Annotated in this window: 13 protein-coding genes, 1 tRNA gene and 1 pseudogene; 9 read left to right on the top strand and 6 right to left on the bottom strand. The window is 65.8% G+C overall.

Translation table 11 applies throughout. The features are described 5' to 3' along the window. Nucleotides 1–106 precede the first annotated feature (106 nt). The 9 genes from C1D09_RS26690 to C1D09_RS26650 all read left to right on the top strand — a co-directional run bounded on the left by C1D09_RS26690 (nt 107) and on the right by C1D09_RS26650 (nt 6,078). Nucleotides 107–182, top strand: a tRNA-Thr gene (locus C1D09_RS26690). A gap of 146 nt (nt 183–328) precedes the next feature. Next, nucleotides 329–517: a YodC family protein gene (locus tag C1D09_RS26685; RefSeq protein WP_019863018.1), complete on the top strand. Its 189-nt coding sequence runs from the start codon at nt 329–331 to the stop codon at nt 515–517. Nucleotides 518–741: 224 nt separating this feature from the next. Next, nucleotides 742–1,188: a CREC-EF hand family protein gene (locus C1D09_RS26680; RefSeq protein WP_143977050.1), complete on the top strand. Its 447-nt coding sequence runs from the start codon at nt 742–744 to the stop codon at nt 1,186–1,188. A 45-nt stretch (nt 1,189–1,233) separates the two neighbouring features. Further along, nucleotides 1,234–1,770, top strand: a complete 537-nt coding sequence (locus C1D09_RS26675; RefSeq protein ID WP_143977049.1) for an RNA polymerase sigma factor — start codon at nt 1,234–1,236, stop codon at nt 1,768–1,770. Between the two features lie 119 nt (nt 1,771–1,889). Next, nucleotides 1,890–2,336 (top strand): hypothetical protein, encoded by a 447-nt coding sequence (locus tag C1D09_RS26670; protein ID WP_246135887.1) that lies wholly within the window; start codon nt 1,890–1,892, stop codon nt 2,334–2,336. Continuing rightward, on the top strand, nt 2,333–2,788 hold the full coding sequence (locus C1D09_RS26665) for a periplasmic heavy metal sensor (protein WP_143977047.1): 456 nt from the start codon (nt 2,333–2,335) through the stop codon (nt 2,786–2,788). The genes C1D09_RS26670 and C1D09_RS26665 overlap by 4 nt, the downstream gene beginning before the upstream one ends. Before the next feature lie 109 nt (nt 2,789–2,897). Continuing rightward, nucleotides 2,898–3,176 (top strand): GCG_CRPN prefix-to-repeats domain-containing protein, encoded by a 279-nt coding sequence (locus C1D09_RS26660; protein ID WP_143977046.1) that lies wholly within the window; start codon nt 2,898–2,900, stop codon nt 3,174–3,176. A 115-nt stretch (nt 3,177–3,291) separates the two neighbouring features. Further along, nucleotides 3,292–4,773: a DUF1800 domain-containing protein gene (locus C1D09_RS26655; protein ID WP_143977045.1), complete on the top strand. Its 1,482-nt coding sequence runs from the start codon at nt 3,292–3,294 to the stop codon at nt 4,771–4,773. 45 nt (nt 4,774–4,818) lie between these two features. Then, entirely contained in the window at nt 4,819–6,078 is a 1,260-nt protein-coding gene (locus tag C1D09_RS26650) for a DUF1501 domain-containing protein (protein WP_143977044.1), read from the top strand. Nucleotides 6,079–6,162: 84 nt separating this feature from the next. Here C1D09_RS26650 and C1D09_RS26645 read toward each other — a convergent pair. The 6 genes and pseudogenes from C1D09_RS26645 to C1D09_RS26620 all read right to left on the bottom strand — a co-directional run. Continuing rightward, nucleotides 6,163–6,406, bottom strand: a pseudogene (locus C1D09_RS26645) (GCG_CRPN prefix-to-repeats domain-containing protein). Between the two features lie 279 nt (nt 6,407–6,685). Beyond that, complete coding sequence (locus C1D09_RS26640; RefSeq protein WP_143977042.1) at nt 6,686–10,093, bottom strand: acyl-[ACP]--phospholipid O-acyltransferase; 3,408 nt, start codon at nt 10,091–10,093, stop codon at nt 6,686–6,688. Between the two features lie 271 nt (nt 10,094–10,364). Next, on the bottom strand, nt 10,365–11,954 hold the full coding sequence (locus C1D09_RS26635) for an indolepyruvate oxidoreductase subunit beta family protein (RefSeq protein WP_143977041.1): 1,590 nt from the start codon (nt 11,952–11,954) through the stop codon (nt 10,365–10,367). Further along, a complete protein-coding gene (locus C1D09_RS26630; protein WP_143977040.1) occupies nt 11,947–14,100 on the bottom strand; it encodes a thiamine pyrophosphate-dependent enzyme in 2,154 nt (717 codons plus the stop codon). The genes C1D09_RS26635 and C1D09_RS26630 overlap by 8 nt, the downstream gene beginning before the upstream one ends. 43 nt (nt 14,101–14,143) lie before the next feature. After that, a complete protein-coding gene (locus tag C1D09_RS26625; protein ID WP_143977039.1) occupies nt 14,144–14,626 on the bottom strand; it encodes a MarR family winged helix-turn-helix transcriptional regulator in 483 nt (160 codons plus the stop codon). Then, nucleotides 14,626–15,752 (bottom strand): phytoene desaturase family protein (locus tag C1D09_RS26620; protein WP_143977038.1); only part of this gene is annotated, 1,127 nt, incomplete at its 5' end. The genes C1D09_RS26620 and C1D09_RS26625, both read right to left, overlap by 1 nt.

Here is a 15,752-nt window from a genome sequence, read left to right as displayed (position 1 = left end):
GTTTCGCTCGCGGCGGGCGCTCTTGCATGATTTGCCAAGTGGCATCTTGAATTCGCGGCCGGTTGAGTCTATCACCCAGCCCATCTTGGAGGCCTTTGCCTCCCGGGCCGCTTTAGCTCAGTTGGTAGAGCACATCATTCGTAATGATGGGGTCGCGTGTTCGAGTCACGCAAGCGGCACCAGTTCCTTCCCTTCGTTTTCCTCCCCATGCCGCAATCAGCAGTTGACCACCGCTTATGCGGTGGGCTCGCGCATGGCGCCGATATCCGCCATTGTCGAGACTCAGCTTTGGTGGGAAACTCGCGGGCGTCAGCATGGGAGGTCGAAAATGCCCAACACTTTCAAGACCGGAGACGTCGTCAAGCTGAAGTCGGGAGGGCCGAAGATGACGGTCAGCGACGGTGCCGCATCCGGCATGTATCTGTGCCACTGGTTCAACCGCGAGGGCGATGTCTGGATTCCGCAGCATGCGGGCTTCAAACCGGACCAGCTCGTGGCCGCCGACCCATCGGCATAGCTCCTGCCCGTTCGCCAAAAGGGCGGTGGCTAAACCGGCGTGCATCCGGATGACGCCGGATGGGGTGTCATGGCCGCTGCTTTTGGTACCGGCGCCGGGGCGGCATCGCCCAATCGCATGATCGGCACAGGCGACCGACGGATTTCCGTCGTCGCCGCGTTTAACGGTTGAAGCGTGACCACGGCATTGGCCGCGGCCGACGCGCCAACCGGAGACGCCCAAGCATGATAAGCCGTTCGATCCTTGCCGCCGCCTTGAGCCTGCTGTCCGTTGCGGCCCTCGCCCAGACGGCGACGCAACCCCCAGTTGCCGCGCCTCCTGGCGTCACGTCTCCCGGCGCCACGCCGCCAGCCGCGCCAAGGGCCAAGTCCGACATCACGCTGGCCAAGTTCCAGAAGCGGCGGGAGAAGGCTATCATGGCCGCCGACACCGACCGCGACGGCAAGATCAGCCTGCTGGAGTGGGAGGCTTTTCAGGCCAGGCGCAACATCAAGGGCGATGCGGCCAAATCCTTCGCGCGCATCGATTCGAACCATGACGGTTTCATCGATCGAGCCGAACTCGATGCGTTCTTCGCCAAGCGCTTTGCCAAGCTGGACAAGAATGGCGACGGCGTTCTGACGGCCGACGAGATGCCAGGCCACAAATCCGCTCCCAAGCCGGAGCAATGACCAAGAGGCCATGACGCGTGATGGATATCGGGAGTGCGTCGGCCGATGAGCGCCGATCCGGACGAGGAGTTGGTTCGTCGGGTCGGTGCCGGCGACCCGGCGGCCGTGCAGACGCTTGTCGCGCGCAAACTGCCGCGCATCCTTTCGCTCGCCGTGCGCATGCTTGGCGATGCGGCGGAAGCCGAGGACGTCGCGCAGGAGACCTTCGTGCGCATCTGGCGCCACGCCTCGAGCTGGCGGCGCGGCAATGCACGCTTCGACAGCTGGATCCACCGGGTGACGCTCAACCTCTGCTACGACCGGCTGCGCCGGCGCCGCGAACTGGTGACCGACGATCTGCCGGACATGGCCGACCCTGCCCCGCTTCCCGACGCTCGCGAAGGGCCGCATCGCGTCGAGCAGGCCTTGCAGGCGATCGCGCCACGCCAGCGCGAGGCGATCATCCTGGTCTACTATCAGGAGATGTCCAACATAGAGGCGGCCGCGACCCTGGAGATCAGCGTCGATGCGCTGGAAAGCCTGCTGTCGCGCGGCCGGCGGGCCTTGCAGATGATCCTGGCCAGGGATGGCGTCCATGACTGAGAAGAGCGCGACCATGAATGGCGGGCAGTCACCGCGCCTTGCAGGCATCAGGCGGCGGCGGGTCGGCCTCGTTTCCAACCCGTGCGGGCACGTGGCACCAAGGGGCAAGGGGAAGACAGATGGCTGAAGACATCGAGGACGGCCCGGCAATGGACGCCGGGCGTTTCGCGGCGCTCGCAGAAGCCTATGGCGGCGACCCGCGGCGCTGGCCACAAGCGGAGCGCGCCGCCGCCACCGCCTTTGCTTCAAGCGAGACAGGCCGGGCCATTTCGCAACGGGCCGACAGGCTCGACGCCCGGCTCGACAGTTATGGCGTCCCGCACCCCGGCAAGGCGCTGCACGACACGATCCTGCGGACCGCCGACCGGTACATCGTCCGGCGCCGGCGCCAGCGCTTCTGGTGGCTGGGGCTGGGGCTTGCCGGCATAGGGCTGGCCGGCGCCATTGCCGGACTGGCCCTGGTGACCGTCGTCACGCCCGAAGTTCAGCCAGACCATTATGTGCTCGACGCCAATGCGACGGCATTCGGCGATGCCGGACCCGACACGATCGAGGAAGACCTATGAGCACCGCCCGTAATCTCCTCATCGCATCGGTGGTGCTGAATGTCTTCCTGGCCGGTGCGCTTGCCGGCGGGGCCGTCTGGATCAAACGCGGCAAGCCGGCCCAGGGCTATTCGCTGGAGGCGGCGGGCGGCCGGCTTCCCGACGAGCAGCGCACGCTGTTCCGCAAGGCGCTGCGCGACGTCCGCCAAGAGTCGCGCGACATCATTCGCGAAGGCCAGCAGGCCAGGCGCGAGGCGGCGGATTTGCTGCGGCGGCCCGTCCTCGACACGGCGGCCCTGGCGGCCGCCCTGGAGCGGGCCCGCAACGCCGACGTCACCGTGCGCACGCGGCTGGAGCAGCGCATCATCGAGTTCGCGGGGGCAGCGTCCGCCGAGGATCGCAGCCTGCTGGCGGAAGGCCTCTCAAGGCGCGCCGGGCCGCAGCCGTCGACACCGCCAAAAAAATCGTCGTGACGACCGACGGAAAATGCCGATGGCGCCCGTTTAACGAGGCGAAGGGCAGGACCTGCCGGGCCATCTGGCGCCGACAGGTTTCAACCTCGGACAACTTCGGAGTATGGTCATGAACTACCTGACAAAATACGCGGCCACCGCCGCTCTCGCGATGACCGGAACGGTGGCTACGGTCGCGGCATCCTCGGCCATGCCGCTGGCGCCGCCTGCCGCCCCGGCGCTGGTCGAGCACGTCGCCTGGGGTTGCGGACCTGGCTGGCATCCCAATCCCTGGGGGCGCTGCGTCCCCAATCGCGTCGTCGTCTACCCCGGTTACCATTATTGGCATCGCCCGGTCTTCTATGGGTGGCATCCGCACCGTCACTGGCACCGCTGGCATCGCTGGTAAGGACCTTCGGGGCCGACAACTTCGTCGGCCCCACGACCTCAGTTGAACAGGCACGAAACGGCTTGAACGGGCTTCCGGCGCCGCGCGCGGGAAGCTCCAGCAATGGAGAGCTGACTTGGCTATCCCGGCCTCCGGTTCCCCGCCAGATCCAGTGCTCGTCGCTCTCAACCGCTTCGGGCTCGGGGCAAGGCCCGGTGACCGCGACAGGATGGCCCACGACCCGCGCGCCTATCTGAAAGCGGAACTGCGGCAGCCCGATATCGCCCTGATCTCGCTCGACGATCAGGCCTATGCGGGCCTGCCGGGCAGCACGCCGGCCATCCAGGCCAGCATGGCGGCAAACTTCCAACGCAAGCTCGACCGCGAGCGCATGACCGCAACCACGGCGCAGCCCGCAATGGCGAGCGCCCTGGCCACTCCGGAACGGGTTGCGCATGCCCAACCCGTTCCGCCGCCTGCGATCCCGGCCAAACCCGCGCCGCCAATCGAGGCCACGCTGTTTCGCGCCGAAGCCCAGGCGCGCCTCGACAAGGCATCTCGCGCCGAGGCAGGCTTTGTCGAACGCCTGGTGTATTTCTGGTCGAACCATTTCTGCGTCTCCGTGGCGAAGGACAACATCGTGCGGGCGAGCGCCGGTGCTTTCGAGCGGGAAGCCATCCGGCCCTTCGTGCTTGGCCGTTTCGCCGACATGCTGATGGCGGTGGAGCGGCATCCCGCGATGCTGTTCTATCTCGACAACCAGCAATCGATCGGACCTGACTCCCGCGCCGGCAAGAACCGCCGGCGCGGCCTCAACGAAAACCTCGCCCGCGAGATCATGGAACTGCATACGCTGGGCGTCGGCAGCGGCTATACCCAGGCCGACGTCACCAGTTTCGCGCGCATCCTGACCGGCTGGACGATGGCCGGGCGCGAAGGTCGGCTTGGTGAGCCCGGCAGCTCCGTCTTCAACGCCAACGCACATGAGCCGGGCGATGCGGTGCTGCTGGGCAAGACCTATCCTGCCGGCGGCATGGGTCAGGCCGAGACGGCGCTCAACGACATGGCCCGCCATCCGGCGACGGCGCAGCACATCGCCACCCAGCTTGCCCGTCATTTCATAGCCGACGACCCGCCACCCGCGGCGGTCGCCTGCCTCGCCAAGGTTTTCGCCAAGAGCGACGGCAATCTCCGGGCATTGGCGGCGACCCTCATCGACATGCCGGAGGCATGGTCGACGCCGCTGGCCAAGATGCGCTCGCCCTTCGACTATGTCGCCGCCATCCGCCGGTCGGCCGGTCCGGGTCCGGCGAACGATCCGGGCCAGTCGCTCAACTGGCTCAACGCGCTGGGCGAACCGCTCTGGCAGCCGCCGGGGCCGAACGGCTTTTCCGACCAGGCGGACAGCTGGGCTTCGGCCGAAGGCATGAAGATCCGCCTCGACATCGCCTGGCAAGCGGCCCGCCAGGCCAAGGACATCGGCAATCCCAACGACATGCTCGACGCCGTTATCGGTCCCTCCGCCTCCCCGGAAACGCGGCAAGCGATCGCCCGCGCCGAGTCCAAGCAGCAAGGCCTGGCGCTGCTCTTGATGGCGCCCGAATTCCAGAGACGATAGCGCGAGCGACGGGTCCGGCGCCGAAACGCCTATGGAGATGTAGTCATGAGCCTCTTGTGTGAAACCCCTCACCCTTCCCGCCGCGCCGTGCTGATGACCGGCGGCGCCCTGTTTGCCTGGGCCTATCTGCCTCGTTTCGCCCGCGCCGCCGACAATCGCGACCCCCGCCTGATCGTCATCGTGCTGCGCGGCGCGCTCGACGGCCTGTCGGCGGTCGGTCCGATTGGCGATCCCGACTATGCCGGCCTGCATGGCGACATCGCGTTGTCACTTGCCGGCCCGCACGCGGCATTGCCGCTCGATGGTTTTTTCGCGATCAATCCGTCGATGCCGGTCTTCGCGCGGCTGTTCAAGGCAAACCAGGCGGCGGTGGTGCACGCGGCCGCGACCGGCTATCGCGAACGCTCGCATTTCGACGGCCAGGATGTGCTGGAAAGCGGTTTCGCCGGGCCGGGCCACGTCGCCACCGGATGGCTCAACCGGGCGCTGGAGAGCCTGCCGGCGGGGGACCGCGTGGCGACGCTCGGCGGGCTGGCCGTCGGACCATCGACGCCACTGGTCATCCGCGGCGCGGCTCCCATTCTGGGCTGGGCGCCGCAATCGCTGCCGGCGCCGGCGGGCGACCTCGCGGCGCGGGTTCTCGACCTCTACCAGCATCGCGACCCGGTGCTGGCGGTGGCCCTGCAAAAGGGCATCGATGCCGACCGCATGGCGCTCGACGGCCAGATCGGCGGCAACGCGATTAAGCCGAAGGACAGGGCGATGAAGGCGAAGGGCGGCCTCGACAGCGCCGCCGGCATGCGGCAGGCCGCGCAAGGTGCGGCCAAGCTGATCGCGGCCGACGACGGGCCGCGTGTTGCGGCGCTTGCCTTCGACGGCTGGGACACGCATGTCAACGAAGGCGGCGCCACGGGCCGGCTCGCCACCTTGCTCGGCGGCCTCGACGGCGCCTTCGAGGAATTCGAGAAGGGTCTCGGCGAGCGCTGGAAGGACACGGCGATCGTCGCAATCACCGAGTTTGGACGCACGGCGCGGATCAATGGCACTGTCGGCACCGATCACGGCACCGGCACGGTGGTGCTGCTCGCCGGAGGCGCGATCAAGGGCGGCCGCGTCATCGCCGACTGGCCTGGCTTGAAGCCGGCCCAGCTCTACGAACAACGCGACCTCGCCCCGACCAGCGACGTCCGGGGGGTGTTGAAAGGCCTGCTCGCCGGCCAGTTCGGCCTGTCCGCCGCCGTGCTCGCCGACAAGGTGTTTCCGGAGTCGGCGGCGGTGAAGCCGATGCGGGATCTCATCGCTTGAAGAAGCCCGGTGGCGTCACGGGCGCCATCCCTGGGGAAGCGCCCACGCGCTTCGCAGCCACCGCCGTCTCGATCCGCTCCGCGGTCACCAGCGACGATGCCAGCGGTGGTGCCAATGATGTATCGGCCGGATTATCAAGCGGCGATGATTGGGCACGCAATTTCCCCTCCGGTTCAGGTGCCAGCCAGGGCCGCATCTCCAGCCGACGCTCTCGATTGGCAACGGAACAGCGCTGGGCTTGGCCACGGGCAGGGCCTGCGAGCCCGACGCTCGACAGCATCAACGTGCCTGCGGCGACGGCAATCGGCAGAATGTATCTGGTGAGCATGATCGTGTCCTCCATGGTTGCATTCCCGAGGGACAACATACCGCTCGCCCGACTGAATGCCGGGTGAGCGGCGCGATCACATATTCGTTGGAGCGTTTCACCGTTTCATGGAAACGGCGAACTGCTCCAACTCTTTGTTTTGACGCAATTCCCAAGGGAAAGCGCTACGCGCTCTTCCCGGAAAAACCGCTCGCACTTTTCCTAGAACTGCTCTAGCGGGCAGTGCTTGCCGGGCGACGCCGCGACATTCAGGCCACGCCGCCGTGCAGGTGGCCTCGATCAGGCGGCCTCGACATTGGCGGCCGGCGCATCCTGCCCCCGCACCAGTTTGGTCACGCCGGCGAAGTCGAGCTTGCCGGAGCCGAGCACCGGTACTTTCGAGACGACGCGCACTTCGGCGGGCACCATCAGGTCCATGGCGCCGTTGGCCTTGGCGAAGGCCAGGAACTCGGCACGTGTGGCGCCGGGAGTCTCGGTGATGAGAATGAGCTTCTCGCCCTTGCGCGCATCCGGAACCGAGGCGACCGCCGACAACGAGCCTTTCCACAATTCACCCGCCAGCGCCTCGACGGCGGCGAGGGAAATCATCTCGCCACCGATCTTGGCGAAACGCTTGGCGCGGCCGCGAATGGTGATGAAGCCACCCTCGTCGACCGAGACGACATCGCCGGTGTCATGCCAGCCGTCCACCAGCCGTTCCAGCACGCCCGGCTTCTCGGCGCGCAGATAACCCGACATGACATTTGGACCGCGCACGTAGAGACGCCCGCCTTCATCGACGCCGGGTACCGGATCCAGGCGATATTCCATGCCGGGCATGATTTTGCCGACGCTGCCGGACCTGTTGTACATCGGCGTGTTGATGGCGATCACCGGCGCCGCTTCGGTCACGCCGTAGCCCTCGAGGATACGCACCCCGAACTTTTCCATGTAGGTCATGCGCGTCGCTGCCTTGACCGGTTCGGCGCCGGCAAAACAATAGCGTATCGAGCGGAAGTCATAGGGATGCGCTGTGCGCGCATAGCCGCTGAGGAACGTATCGGTGCCGAAGATGATCGTCGCGTTGGATGCGTAGATCAGTTCCGGCACGATGCGGTAGTGCAGCGGCGATGGGTAGAAATAGACCGGCACGCCCGAGATCAATGGCAGCACCGTGCCAGCCGTCATGCCGAAGGAATGGAAGATCGGCAATACGTTGAACACCTTGTCGCCCGAGTGGAAGTCGATGCGCGAGGCCGCCTGCGCCGCATTGGCCAGGATGTTGCGATGGGTGAGCACGACGCCCTTGGGCGTGCCTTCCGAGCCTGAGGTGAACAGGATCACCGCCGGGTCGTCAGGCTTGCGCGGCGCGCGCGGCGTCGACTTGCGCAACAGGCCAAGCAGCTTGTCCTTGAGACCGATGGTTGCACGCAGATCGTCGAGCCAGACGATGTCGACGGACCGGCCGATCTCCTCGACCACCGGGCCAAGCTTGGCCTGTTCGACAAACGCGCGGGACGTCAGCACGGTCTTCACTTCAGCGGCCTTGCAGGCGGAAAGGATGTTGGCGGCACCCGCGGTGAAGTTGATCATCGCCGGCACCTTGCCGGACGACATCACGCCGAGCAGCGTGGCACATGAGCCGTTGGCGTTGGGCAGCATGATGCCGAGCGTCTGCTGATCGGCATAAAGGTTCTGGAATTTCTCGCCGAGCACGGCGGCCGCCGTCAGCAGCTTGCCATAGCTCAGCGAGCCGGTGACCGGGTCCTGCACGGCGAGCCGTTTCATGCCGCGTTCATTCGCCGTCAGGATGATCTTTTCCAGCACCGTCTTGTTGATGTCCTGGGTGCGGAAGACGAGATCCGACATGACCTGGTAGAGGGCCGAACCCGCCGCGGCGCGACGCTTGCGGCCCTTCAGTTCCGGCGGCACTTGCAGCTTGACCGGCTCCAGTATGGTCACCTTGACCTTCGGGAACAGGCGGCGGCGCACATGCTGCGACGTCAGCCTGGAGAACAGGCTTTTCTCCAGCCCGTCGATGCGGATCGGCACGACCATCGAGCCGGTCTTGTCCGCCACCATGGCGGCGCCGTCATAGACCTTCATCAGCCCGCCGGTGACGGTGATGCGGCCTTCGGGGAAGATGACCAGAGGATCGCCGGCCTGCACGATCTTTATCAGCGTGCGGGTCGACATCGGCTTGGCCGGATTGAGCGGCAAAGCACGGGCGAGCTTCATGAACGGCTTCATCCACCAGGCCTGGGCGATGGCGTAGTCGATGGCGAAGACCGGCTCCTCGTCGGTCAGCGTCAGCGCCAGCGGACCGTCGAGGAAGCTGACATGGTTGAGTGCCAGGATCGGCGCCTTGCCGGCCGCCTTGAGGTTCTCCATGCCCTCGACTTCCAGGCGCAGGAAGGCGCGGAACAGGATGGAGACGAAATCGCGGAAGGCGTTGGTCGGCAGGAATTTCAGCATCAGCCAGGCGGCGACGCCATTGGCCGCGGCCAGACCGAACAGGATGCCGCCGGTCGAGATTTTCGTCTGGATCGCGGCGACGAGGATGCCGCCGACCGTCATGAAGCCGGCATTGACGATGCTGACCGCGGCGACGACACGGGCGCGACGCGCCTCGGGCGACCAGGCCTGCACGGCGGCGAAGGTCGGCACCACTAGGAAGGCGCTGGCGATGGCCATGCCAGCGAGGTCGATCGCGACACGGATCGTGTTTGGCCCGGCGAAGAACAGGGCAAGGGTTTGGGCCTTCGGCGAAGGCTGCATGCTCCAGATGGTCCAGGCCAAATGCAGGCCGAACAGTGCCAGCAGCGCCGTGCCAGCCGGGGCGGGCAGAAGCACGATGCGCCCCTGCGACATCCATGCGGCAATCGCCGAGCCGATGGCGATCGAGACGGCGAAAACCGCGAGATAAACGGTGACGGCGATCTCGTTGCCGCCGAGCGAATCCTTGATCAAGCTCGGCAGGATCGAAAGCACGATGGCGCCGATCAGCCAGAACCACGACGTCATCAGGCCGGCGCGCCAGATCCGCGTGTCGGTCCGCAACTCGCTGACCTGGCGCCATGTCGAGCGAAAGATGTTCCTGTCTATGACGAGGTCAGGTGCCGCGGAACCCGTGGGCGGAATGTAACGGCTGACGAACCAGCAGCCGACCGCCAAGGCCATCATGATCGGCCCGAAGGCCGTGACGCCTATGCCATCGGCCGACACGACGCCACCGGCGATGGTGCCGCCGAGGATGGCGGCAAACGTGGCCGATTCGATCCAGGCGTTGGCCTTGGGCAGTTCCTTGCGCTCGAGGTGATCGGGCAGGATGCCGTATTTGATCGGCCCGAACAGCGCCGAGATGGTGCCGAACATCAGCAGCGCCGTCATCAACACGGGGATGGACGACAGCGCGATACCGGCGACGGAGACGCCGGCGGCGGCGATCTCTGCGAATTTGAGCCGGCGCGCGATCAGGGCCTTGTCGAAGCGATCGGCGATCTCGCCGCCAAGGGCGGACAAGAGCAGAAAAGGCGCCATGAAGACGGCGCCCGCCAAAGTGACCAGCGAGGCCGCCTGGTCGGCGGCCAGCGTGAAGAGGATCAGGAACACCAGCGTGTTCTTGAGGAAATTGTCGTTGAAGGCGGACAGGAACTGCGTCCAGAACAGAGGCGCAAAGCGCCGGGACAACATCAGATGCGTGTTCATGGCGATTTCCATTTGGCGGAACCCTGCGGCTGTTCGCCGCTGGTCCTGCGGGTTGCAGGCGCTGTTTCAAGCTCAGTGATAGTCATGAGCTGGTTAAACATCCTTACATTGCAGTGCCCGATGTCCATATCGTGGCTTCGGTTGGCCAGAAATGAACATCGTTCATGAGCACACCCTATCATGTCTTGAACAATGTTCAAGAGAAAAATGAACGTCGTTCATCGCGCTGGGGACGGAGCCCGCAACCGGGGACGCCTCTGGTATCTCGGGGTTAGAGTGTCGAGGTTGCCGGACCTGGCCCGAGCGTCGCCACTGTCTTCAGCGCGCCGTCGAGCATGTCGCCCTTTTCGTCCTTCAGCGCCACCTCGCGCAGGCGGCGGATCCAGTCGGCGGCGTCGTCGCGGCCCTTGAGCATGGCAAGCGCCGACAGCACGCGGTCGAATTTCGACTGCGCCCGGACATGGGTATCGCTGTAGCCCTTGATCAGCCGGCGGCAATTGAGGATCTCGACGGCGAGCGCATAGTCCCGGGGCGCATAGGCGAGCGCCAGCCCGTACCAATGCTCGATATGCGCCGTCTCGACCTTATGGCGCAGCAGGCTGCGCCTCCAGCGGCGCAGGCCGCCGATGAACCAGAGTGCCGCGAAGCCGGCGAAGCTGTCGGTGCGGATGCGGCGGCCATGGTTGATGCGGCGGTCGAGGAAGGCGGCAAGCTTCGGCCGGCTCTCGATATAGCTGCCGAGCCCCGCCGGCATCGTGCCGCAGAACTCCTCGATGCGCGGATGAAAATATTCGGTGACCTGCAGGATCGAACCGTCCTTGACGCCGACTTCCTTGCGCACCCTTTTGTCGCGCGTCGAGCGCGTCTTCAGGTCGGCGACCCGGATCATGTCGTCATAGCAAAGCGCGTTGGCGAGATGCTTGGCAGCGGCGATGGACAGCGCATGGGCATGGTGGGCGCCGTCCAGTGCGACGGCCCGGTCGAGCCGGTCAAGATACTCGCCGCCATAGGCGATATCCTGATAGTCGACGACCTTCCTCAGGCCCCGCAGCGCCATGTCGCGCACAGCCACGGGCATCAGGTCGATGCGGGCAGCGAGTGCCTGCCAGCCCTGGAGCAGGTCTTGCGGGCCGCTCACCCGCCCTGCGCCCAAGGCAGCCTCGACAATGGCCGGCCCTGCAGGCTTCGGCGCCGGCGCTGCCGTGCCGCGCGCGCGGTCATAGGCGGCGCCGAAGGCGGCGAGGCTGGCCTTGACGCCGCGACCGCCGGCACCGATCGCCTGCTCGTAGCTTTCGCGCGTGAACGGCAGCGCCTCCGAGCCCGCCAGCGCGCCAAGCAGGCTGGCCGAGATCATCGAACCATTGTCGGCGGCGATCTTTTCCATGTCGAAGGCGATGAAGCGTTTGGACGCCGCTTCCGCCGTGGCGTGCACCTTGGAGGACGAGGCTCGGCCGTCGCCCGGTTCGATCTTCTCCGACACGGCGGCGATGCGGTGCGAGGAGGCGATCAGCGTGGTGCGTTCCGGCGTGACGAAACCACGGATGATGGCGCGGCCGGCTTCCATCAATTCGGCGGCGATCAATATGTCGACATCGCCTTGCGAGGGCGACAATGCGAAGACCGGAAGCCGGCCGGTGTCACGGGCCATTTCGACATAGTAGATGGTAGCGCCGGTGCGCTGCGCGACTCCGGCGACCGAGGTCGATTGCGCGACGTAGCCATTGCGTTCGGCGACATCGGTGATCCAGTCGGCCAGCACGCCGCCGCCCTGGCCGCCGACCGCCAGCACGGCGAGCTTGATGACGTGCTCGTCGTCCTGGTCGCCGGCCTTGGCACGGAACGGGGGGGCAGCGTCAAGCATCGGCGAAGGTCAGGCGCCGGCTTTCGCGGCGTCGCTGCAGGAGGCTGATCACCGCGCGACGCGCGCCTTCCAGGAAACGGTCCCAGCGGCTCGGATTGTGGACGACATCGGCGCGGTAGAAGGACGGGCAGAGTACGGCGGCATCGGCCACCTCACCGCAATTGCCGCAGCCGACGCAGTTCTGGTCGATCGATGCCACCGGATCGTCGCGCAGCGGATCTTCGAGCGACTTCACCGAAAGTGATGGGCAGCCCGACAACCGCATGCAGGCGTGGTCGCCGGTGCAGATGTCCTCGTCGACACCGAATTTCGGTTTGACGACACGCTCGCCGCCCTTGATCGCCTTGTCGACCAACGGCTTTTCGCGGCGCTGGCGGTTGAGCATGCATTCGGAAGAGGCGACGATGACCTTCGGTCCCTTCTCCTCCGTCGTCAGCGCCTCGCGCAACGTGTCCTGCATCTTGCCGACATCGTAGGTGCGCTCGACATGGCGCAGCCACTTGACGCCCATGCCCTTCACCGCCTCGGTGATCGGATGTTTTGTCGATTTGGTCCTGTTGCCGGCGCGCGACGACAGGATGTCCTGCCCGCCGGTGGCGGCCGAATAGAAATTATCGACGATGACGATGACGCCGTCATTCTTGTTGAACACCGCATTGCCGATCGAGGAGGTCAGACCGTTGTGCCAGAAGCCGCCGTCGCCGACGAAGGAGATCGAGCGGCGCTTGGCATCGGGCGAATTGAACGCCGACGCCGAGGCCGGCCCCAGCCCATAGCCCATGGTGGTGGCGCCAAGCTCGAAAGGCGGCATGATCGAAAACAGGTGGCAGCCGATATCGGAAGCGATGTGATGCTTGCCGAGCTCCTGTTCGACCAGCTTTGTCGCGGCAAAGATCGGCCGCTCCGGACAGCCGATGCAGAAACCCGGCGGCCTGCCCGGCACGACATTGATCAGGTCCGCGGTGTCGACGCCGTCGCCGACCTTGTTGGGCGCGCGCACTTCACCCGGAAGCAGATGCGGCACCTCGGCGCGCAGGAAGGCGCCGATGCCGTCCAGCATGACCTGGCCGGTATATTCTCCGGCCATCGGAAGATATTCCTTGCCGACCAGCCTGGAGCCACGCCCGGCCTTGTGCAGCATCGCCGCGAAGGCCTGCTCGATGTAATTCGGTTGTCCTTCCTCGACGACCAGCACCGACTGCTTGCCTTCGCAGAAGGACAGGAACTCGTCGTCGATCAAGGGATAAACGGCGTTGAGCACGTAGAGCGGCACGTCCGTCTCGCCATAGGTGTCGGCAAGGCCGAGACGCTGCAAGGCGCGGATGACGGAATTGTACATGCCGCCCTGCATGACGATGCCGATCGAGCCATGATCCGAACCGAAGAATTCGTTGATCTTGTTCTTGGCGATGAAATCGACGGCGGCCGGCAAGCGCTTTTGCACCTTCTCCTTCTCATGCAGGAAGGAGGCGGGCGGCAGCACGATGCGGCCGGTGTCGCGGCGCGGCGCTTCCAGCGCATCGGCGACCGTCATCGGCGGGCGCTTGTTGTCCTTGGCGATGAAATGGCCGTGCACATGGCAGCAGCGGATGCGCACCTGCAGCATGACAGGGGTGTTGGAGATTTCGGACAGTTCGAATCCGTCTTCCACCGCCTTGACGATCGACGGCAGATTGGGACGCGGATCGAGCAGCCAGACCTGGCTCTTCATGGCGAAGGCATGGCTGCGCTCCTGCATGATCGAGGAGCCCTCGCCATAGTCCTCGCCGACGATGATCAGCGCGCCGCCGGTGACGCCGCCGGAGGCAAGATTGGCGAGCGCATCGGAGGCGACATTGGTGCCGACGGTCGATTTGAAGGTCGCGGCACCGCGAATGGGATAATGCACCGAGGCGGCGAGCATGGCGGTGGCGGTGGCCTCCGAGGCGCTCGCCTCGAAATGCACGCCGAGTTCGCCCAGAATGTCCTGCGCGTCGGCCAGCACATCCATCAGATGGCTGATCGGCGCGCCCTGGTAGCCGCCGACATAGCCGACGCCGCATTGCAGCAGCGCCTTGGTGATGGCGAGGATGCCCTCGCCGGCAAATTCCTCGCCGGCGCCGAGCCTGAGTTTTTCAACTTCCTTGGCAAAAGACCGTTCGGCCATCTCTGCCTCCTTCCGTTGCCGCCGCGACCGGCGGCGCGTACGTCTAGATATCGTGCTTGCGAATGTTCTTGAGCATCTTCAAAAGCGTGGCGATCAGCGCGGCATATTCGGCGTCGTCGATATCGTCGAACATCGCCTCGAAAGCGTCATGCATGGCCGGCCAGGCGCGCGCGAACTCGGCGCGGCCATCATCGGTCAGGAAGACATGACGGATGCGGCTGTCGGTGACGCCCTGCTCGCGCCGCACGAAGCCTTGTCCCTCCAGAGTGTCCAGCGTGCGGCTCAAGGTCGACTGCTCGATCACCGTATAGACCGAGAGGTCGTTGACGGTGACGCCATCGGTGACCGACAGCACCGCCAGCGTGCGCACCTGCGAAATGGTCAGGCCCTGCTTGCGGAAATCATCGCGCAAGGTGGCGTTGTAGCGGCCCATGATGCGGTTCATCAGATAGGGCGCGAATTGCTGTAGGCCGATCTGCCCGAGCGTCGAAATGCGCTGGCGCTTTTCCGCCACCTTCTGTTCCATCACAGCCTCCCCGCCAGGAGAAAGCCGGAACCGCCGCCGAGACCGGCGCCCGGGTGGGTCGAGGCCCCGATATGATGAAGCCCCTTTATGCCGGTCTGGTGGTTGCGGCTGGTCTTGAACGGCCGCCACAGGAAGGACTGGTCGATGGTCGAGGAGCCACCATAGGGATCTCCGCCGACCAGATTGATGTTCATCGCTTCAAGGTCGGCCGGCGAATAGGCTCGGCGCGCAATCACGCGGTCCTTGAAGCCATCGATGTGGCTGGCGAGGATCGCTTCAGCGCGGTCGGCATAGGCCTCGCGCAATGCGTCGGTCCATTGCCCATCGGCCGGGGCCTGCAGCTTGCCTGCGGCATCGCCTCTGACGTGGCGAGGCGCCTCTGGCAGTTGCAGCCACAGGATCGCCTTGCCTTGCGGACAGCGCGACGGGTCGAGCGCGTGCGGCTGGCCGACGCAGATGGTCGGCACTTCCGGCAGCAAGCCGCGCACCGCCTCGTTACAGGCTTTCGACACGCCATCCAGTCCCGGCGTCAGATGCAGCAGCGCCACCTTGTCCAGTCCTTCGCCGCGCCATGCCGGCGGCTTGTCGAGGGCGTAGTGGATCTGGAAATTGCCTTTGCCGTAGCGGTATTTCCGCGTTGCCTCGATATCGGCTTTGGGCGCCTCGCTGCCCAGCAGCCGGCCATAGAGCTGCGTCGGCGTCACCGAGCAGATGATGCTCTTCTTCGCATGCACCGTTTCGCCCGAGGCCAACCGCACACCGGTGGCGCGACCACCAGCCAGGATGATGGAGGCGACGTCCGCTTCGGTGGAGATGACGCCGCCGCGCTCGATGATCAATGCCTCGAAGGCCGACAGCAGGTTCTTCGCCCCGCCCTTGACGATCGGGGCGCCCGCGGCTTCGAGCGCGAAGGCGATTACCTTGGCGATCTGGCCGGAGAAGGCATCTTCCGGCCCCAGCCCGGCATGCAGCACCCAGGGCGCCCAAAGCGCGCGGATGGTTTCGGACTGGTAGGTGCTTTCCAGCCAGCCGCGTGCCGGCGCCAGCGCCTCGCCGAGAAAGGCGGCAAGGCCGCGCGGGCCGCGCCGCCAGGCATCGCCAGCCAAAAGCCTGGCCGTCGGATAGG

The organism is Mesorhizobium intechi, assembly GCF_002879535.1.
Lineage (GTDB): Bacteria > Pseudomonadota > Alphaproteobacteria > Rhizobiales > Rhizobiaceae > Mesorhizobium > Mesorhizobium intechi.
The sequence above is the reverse complement of the archived record's forward strand: the minus strand, read 5'-3'. Positions and strand labels throughout refer to the sequence as shown.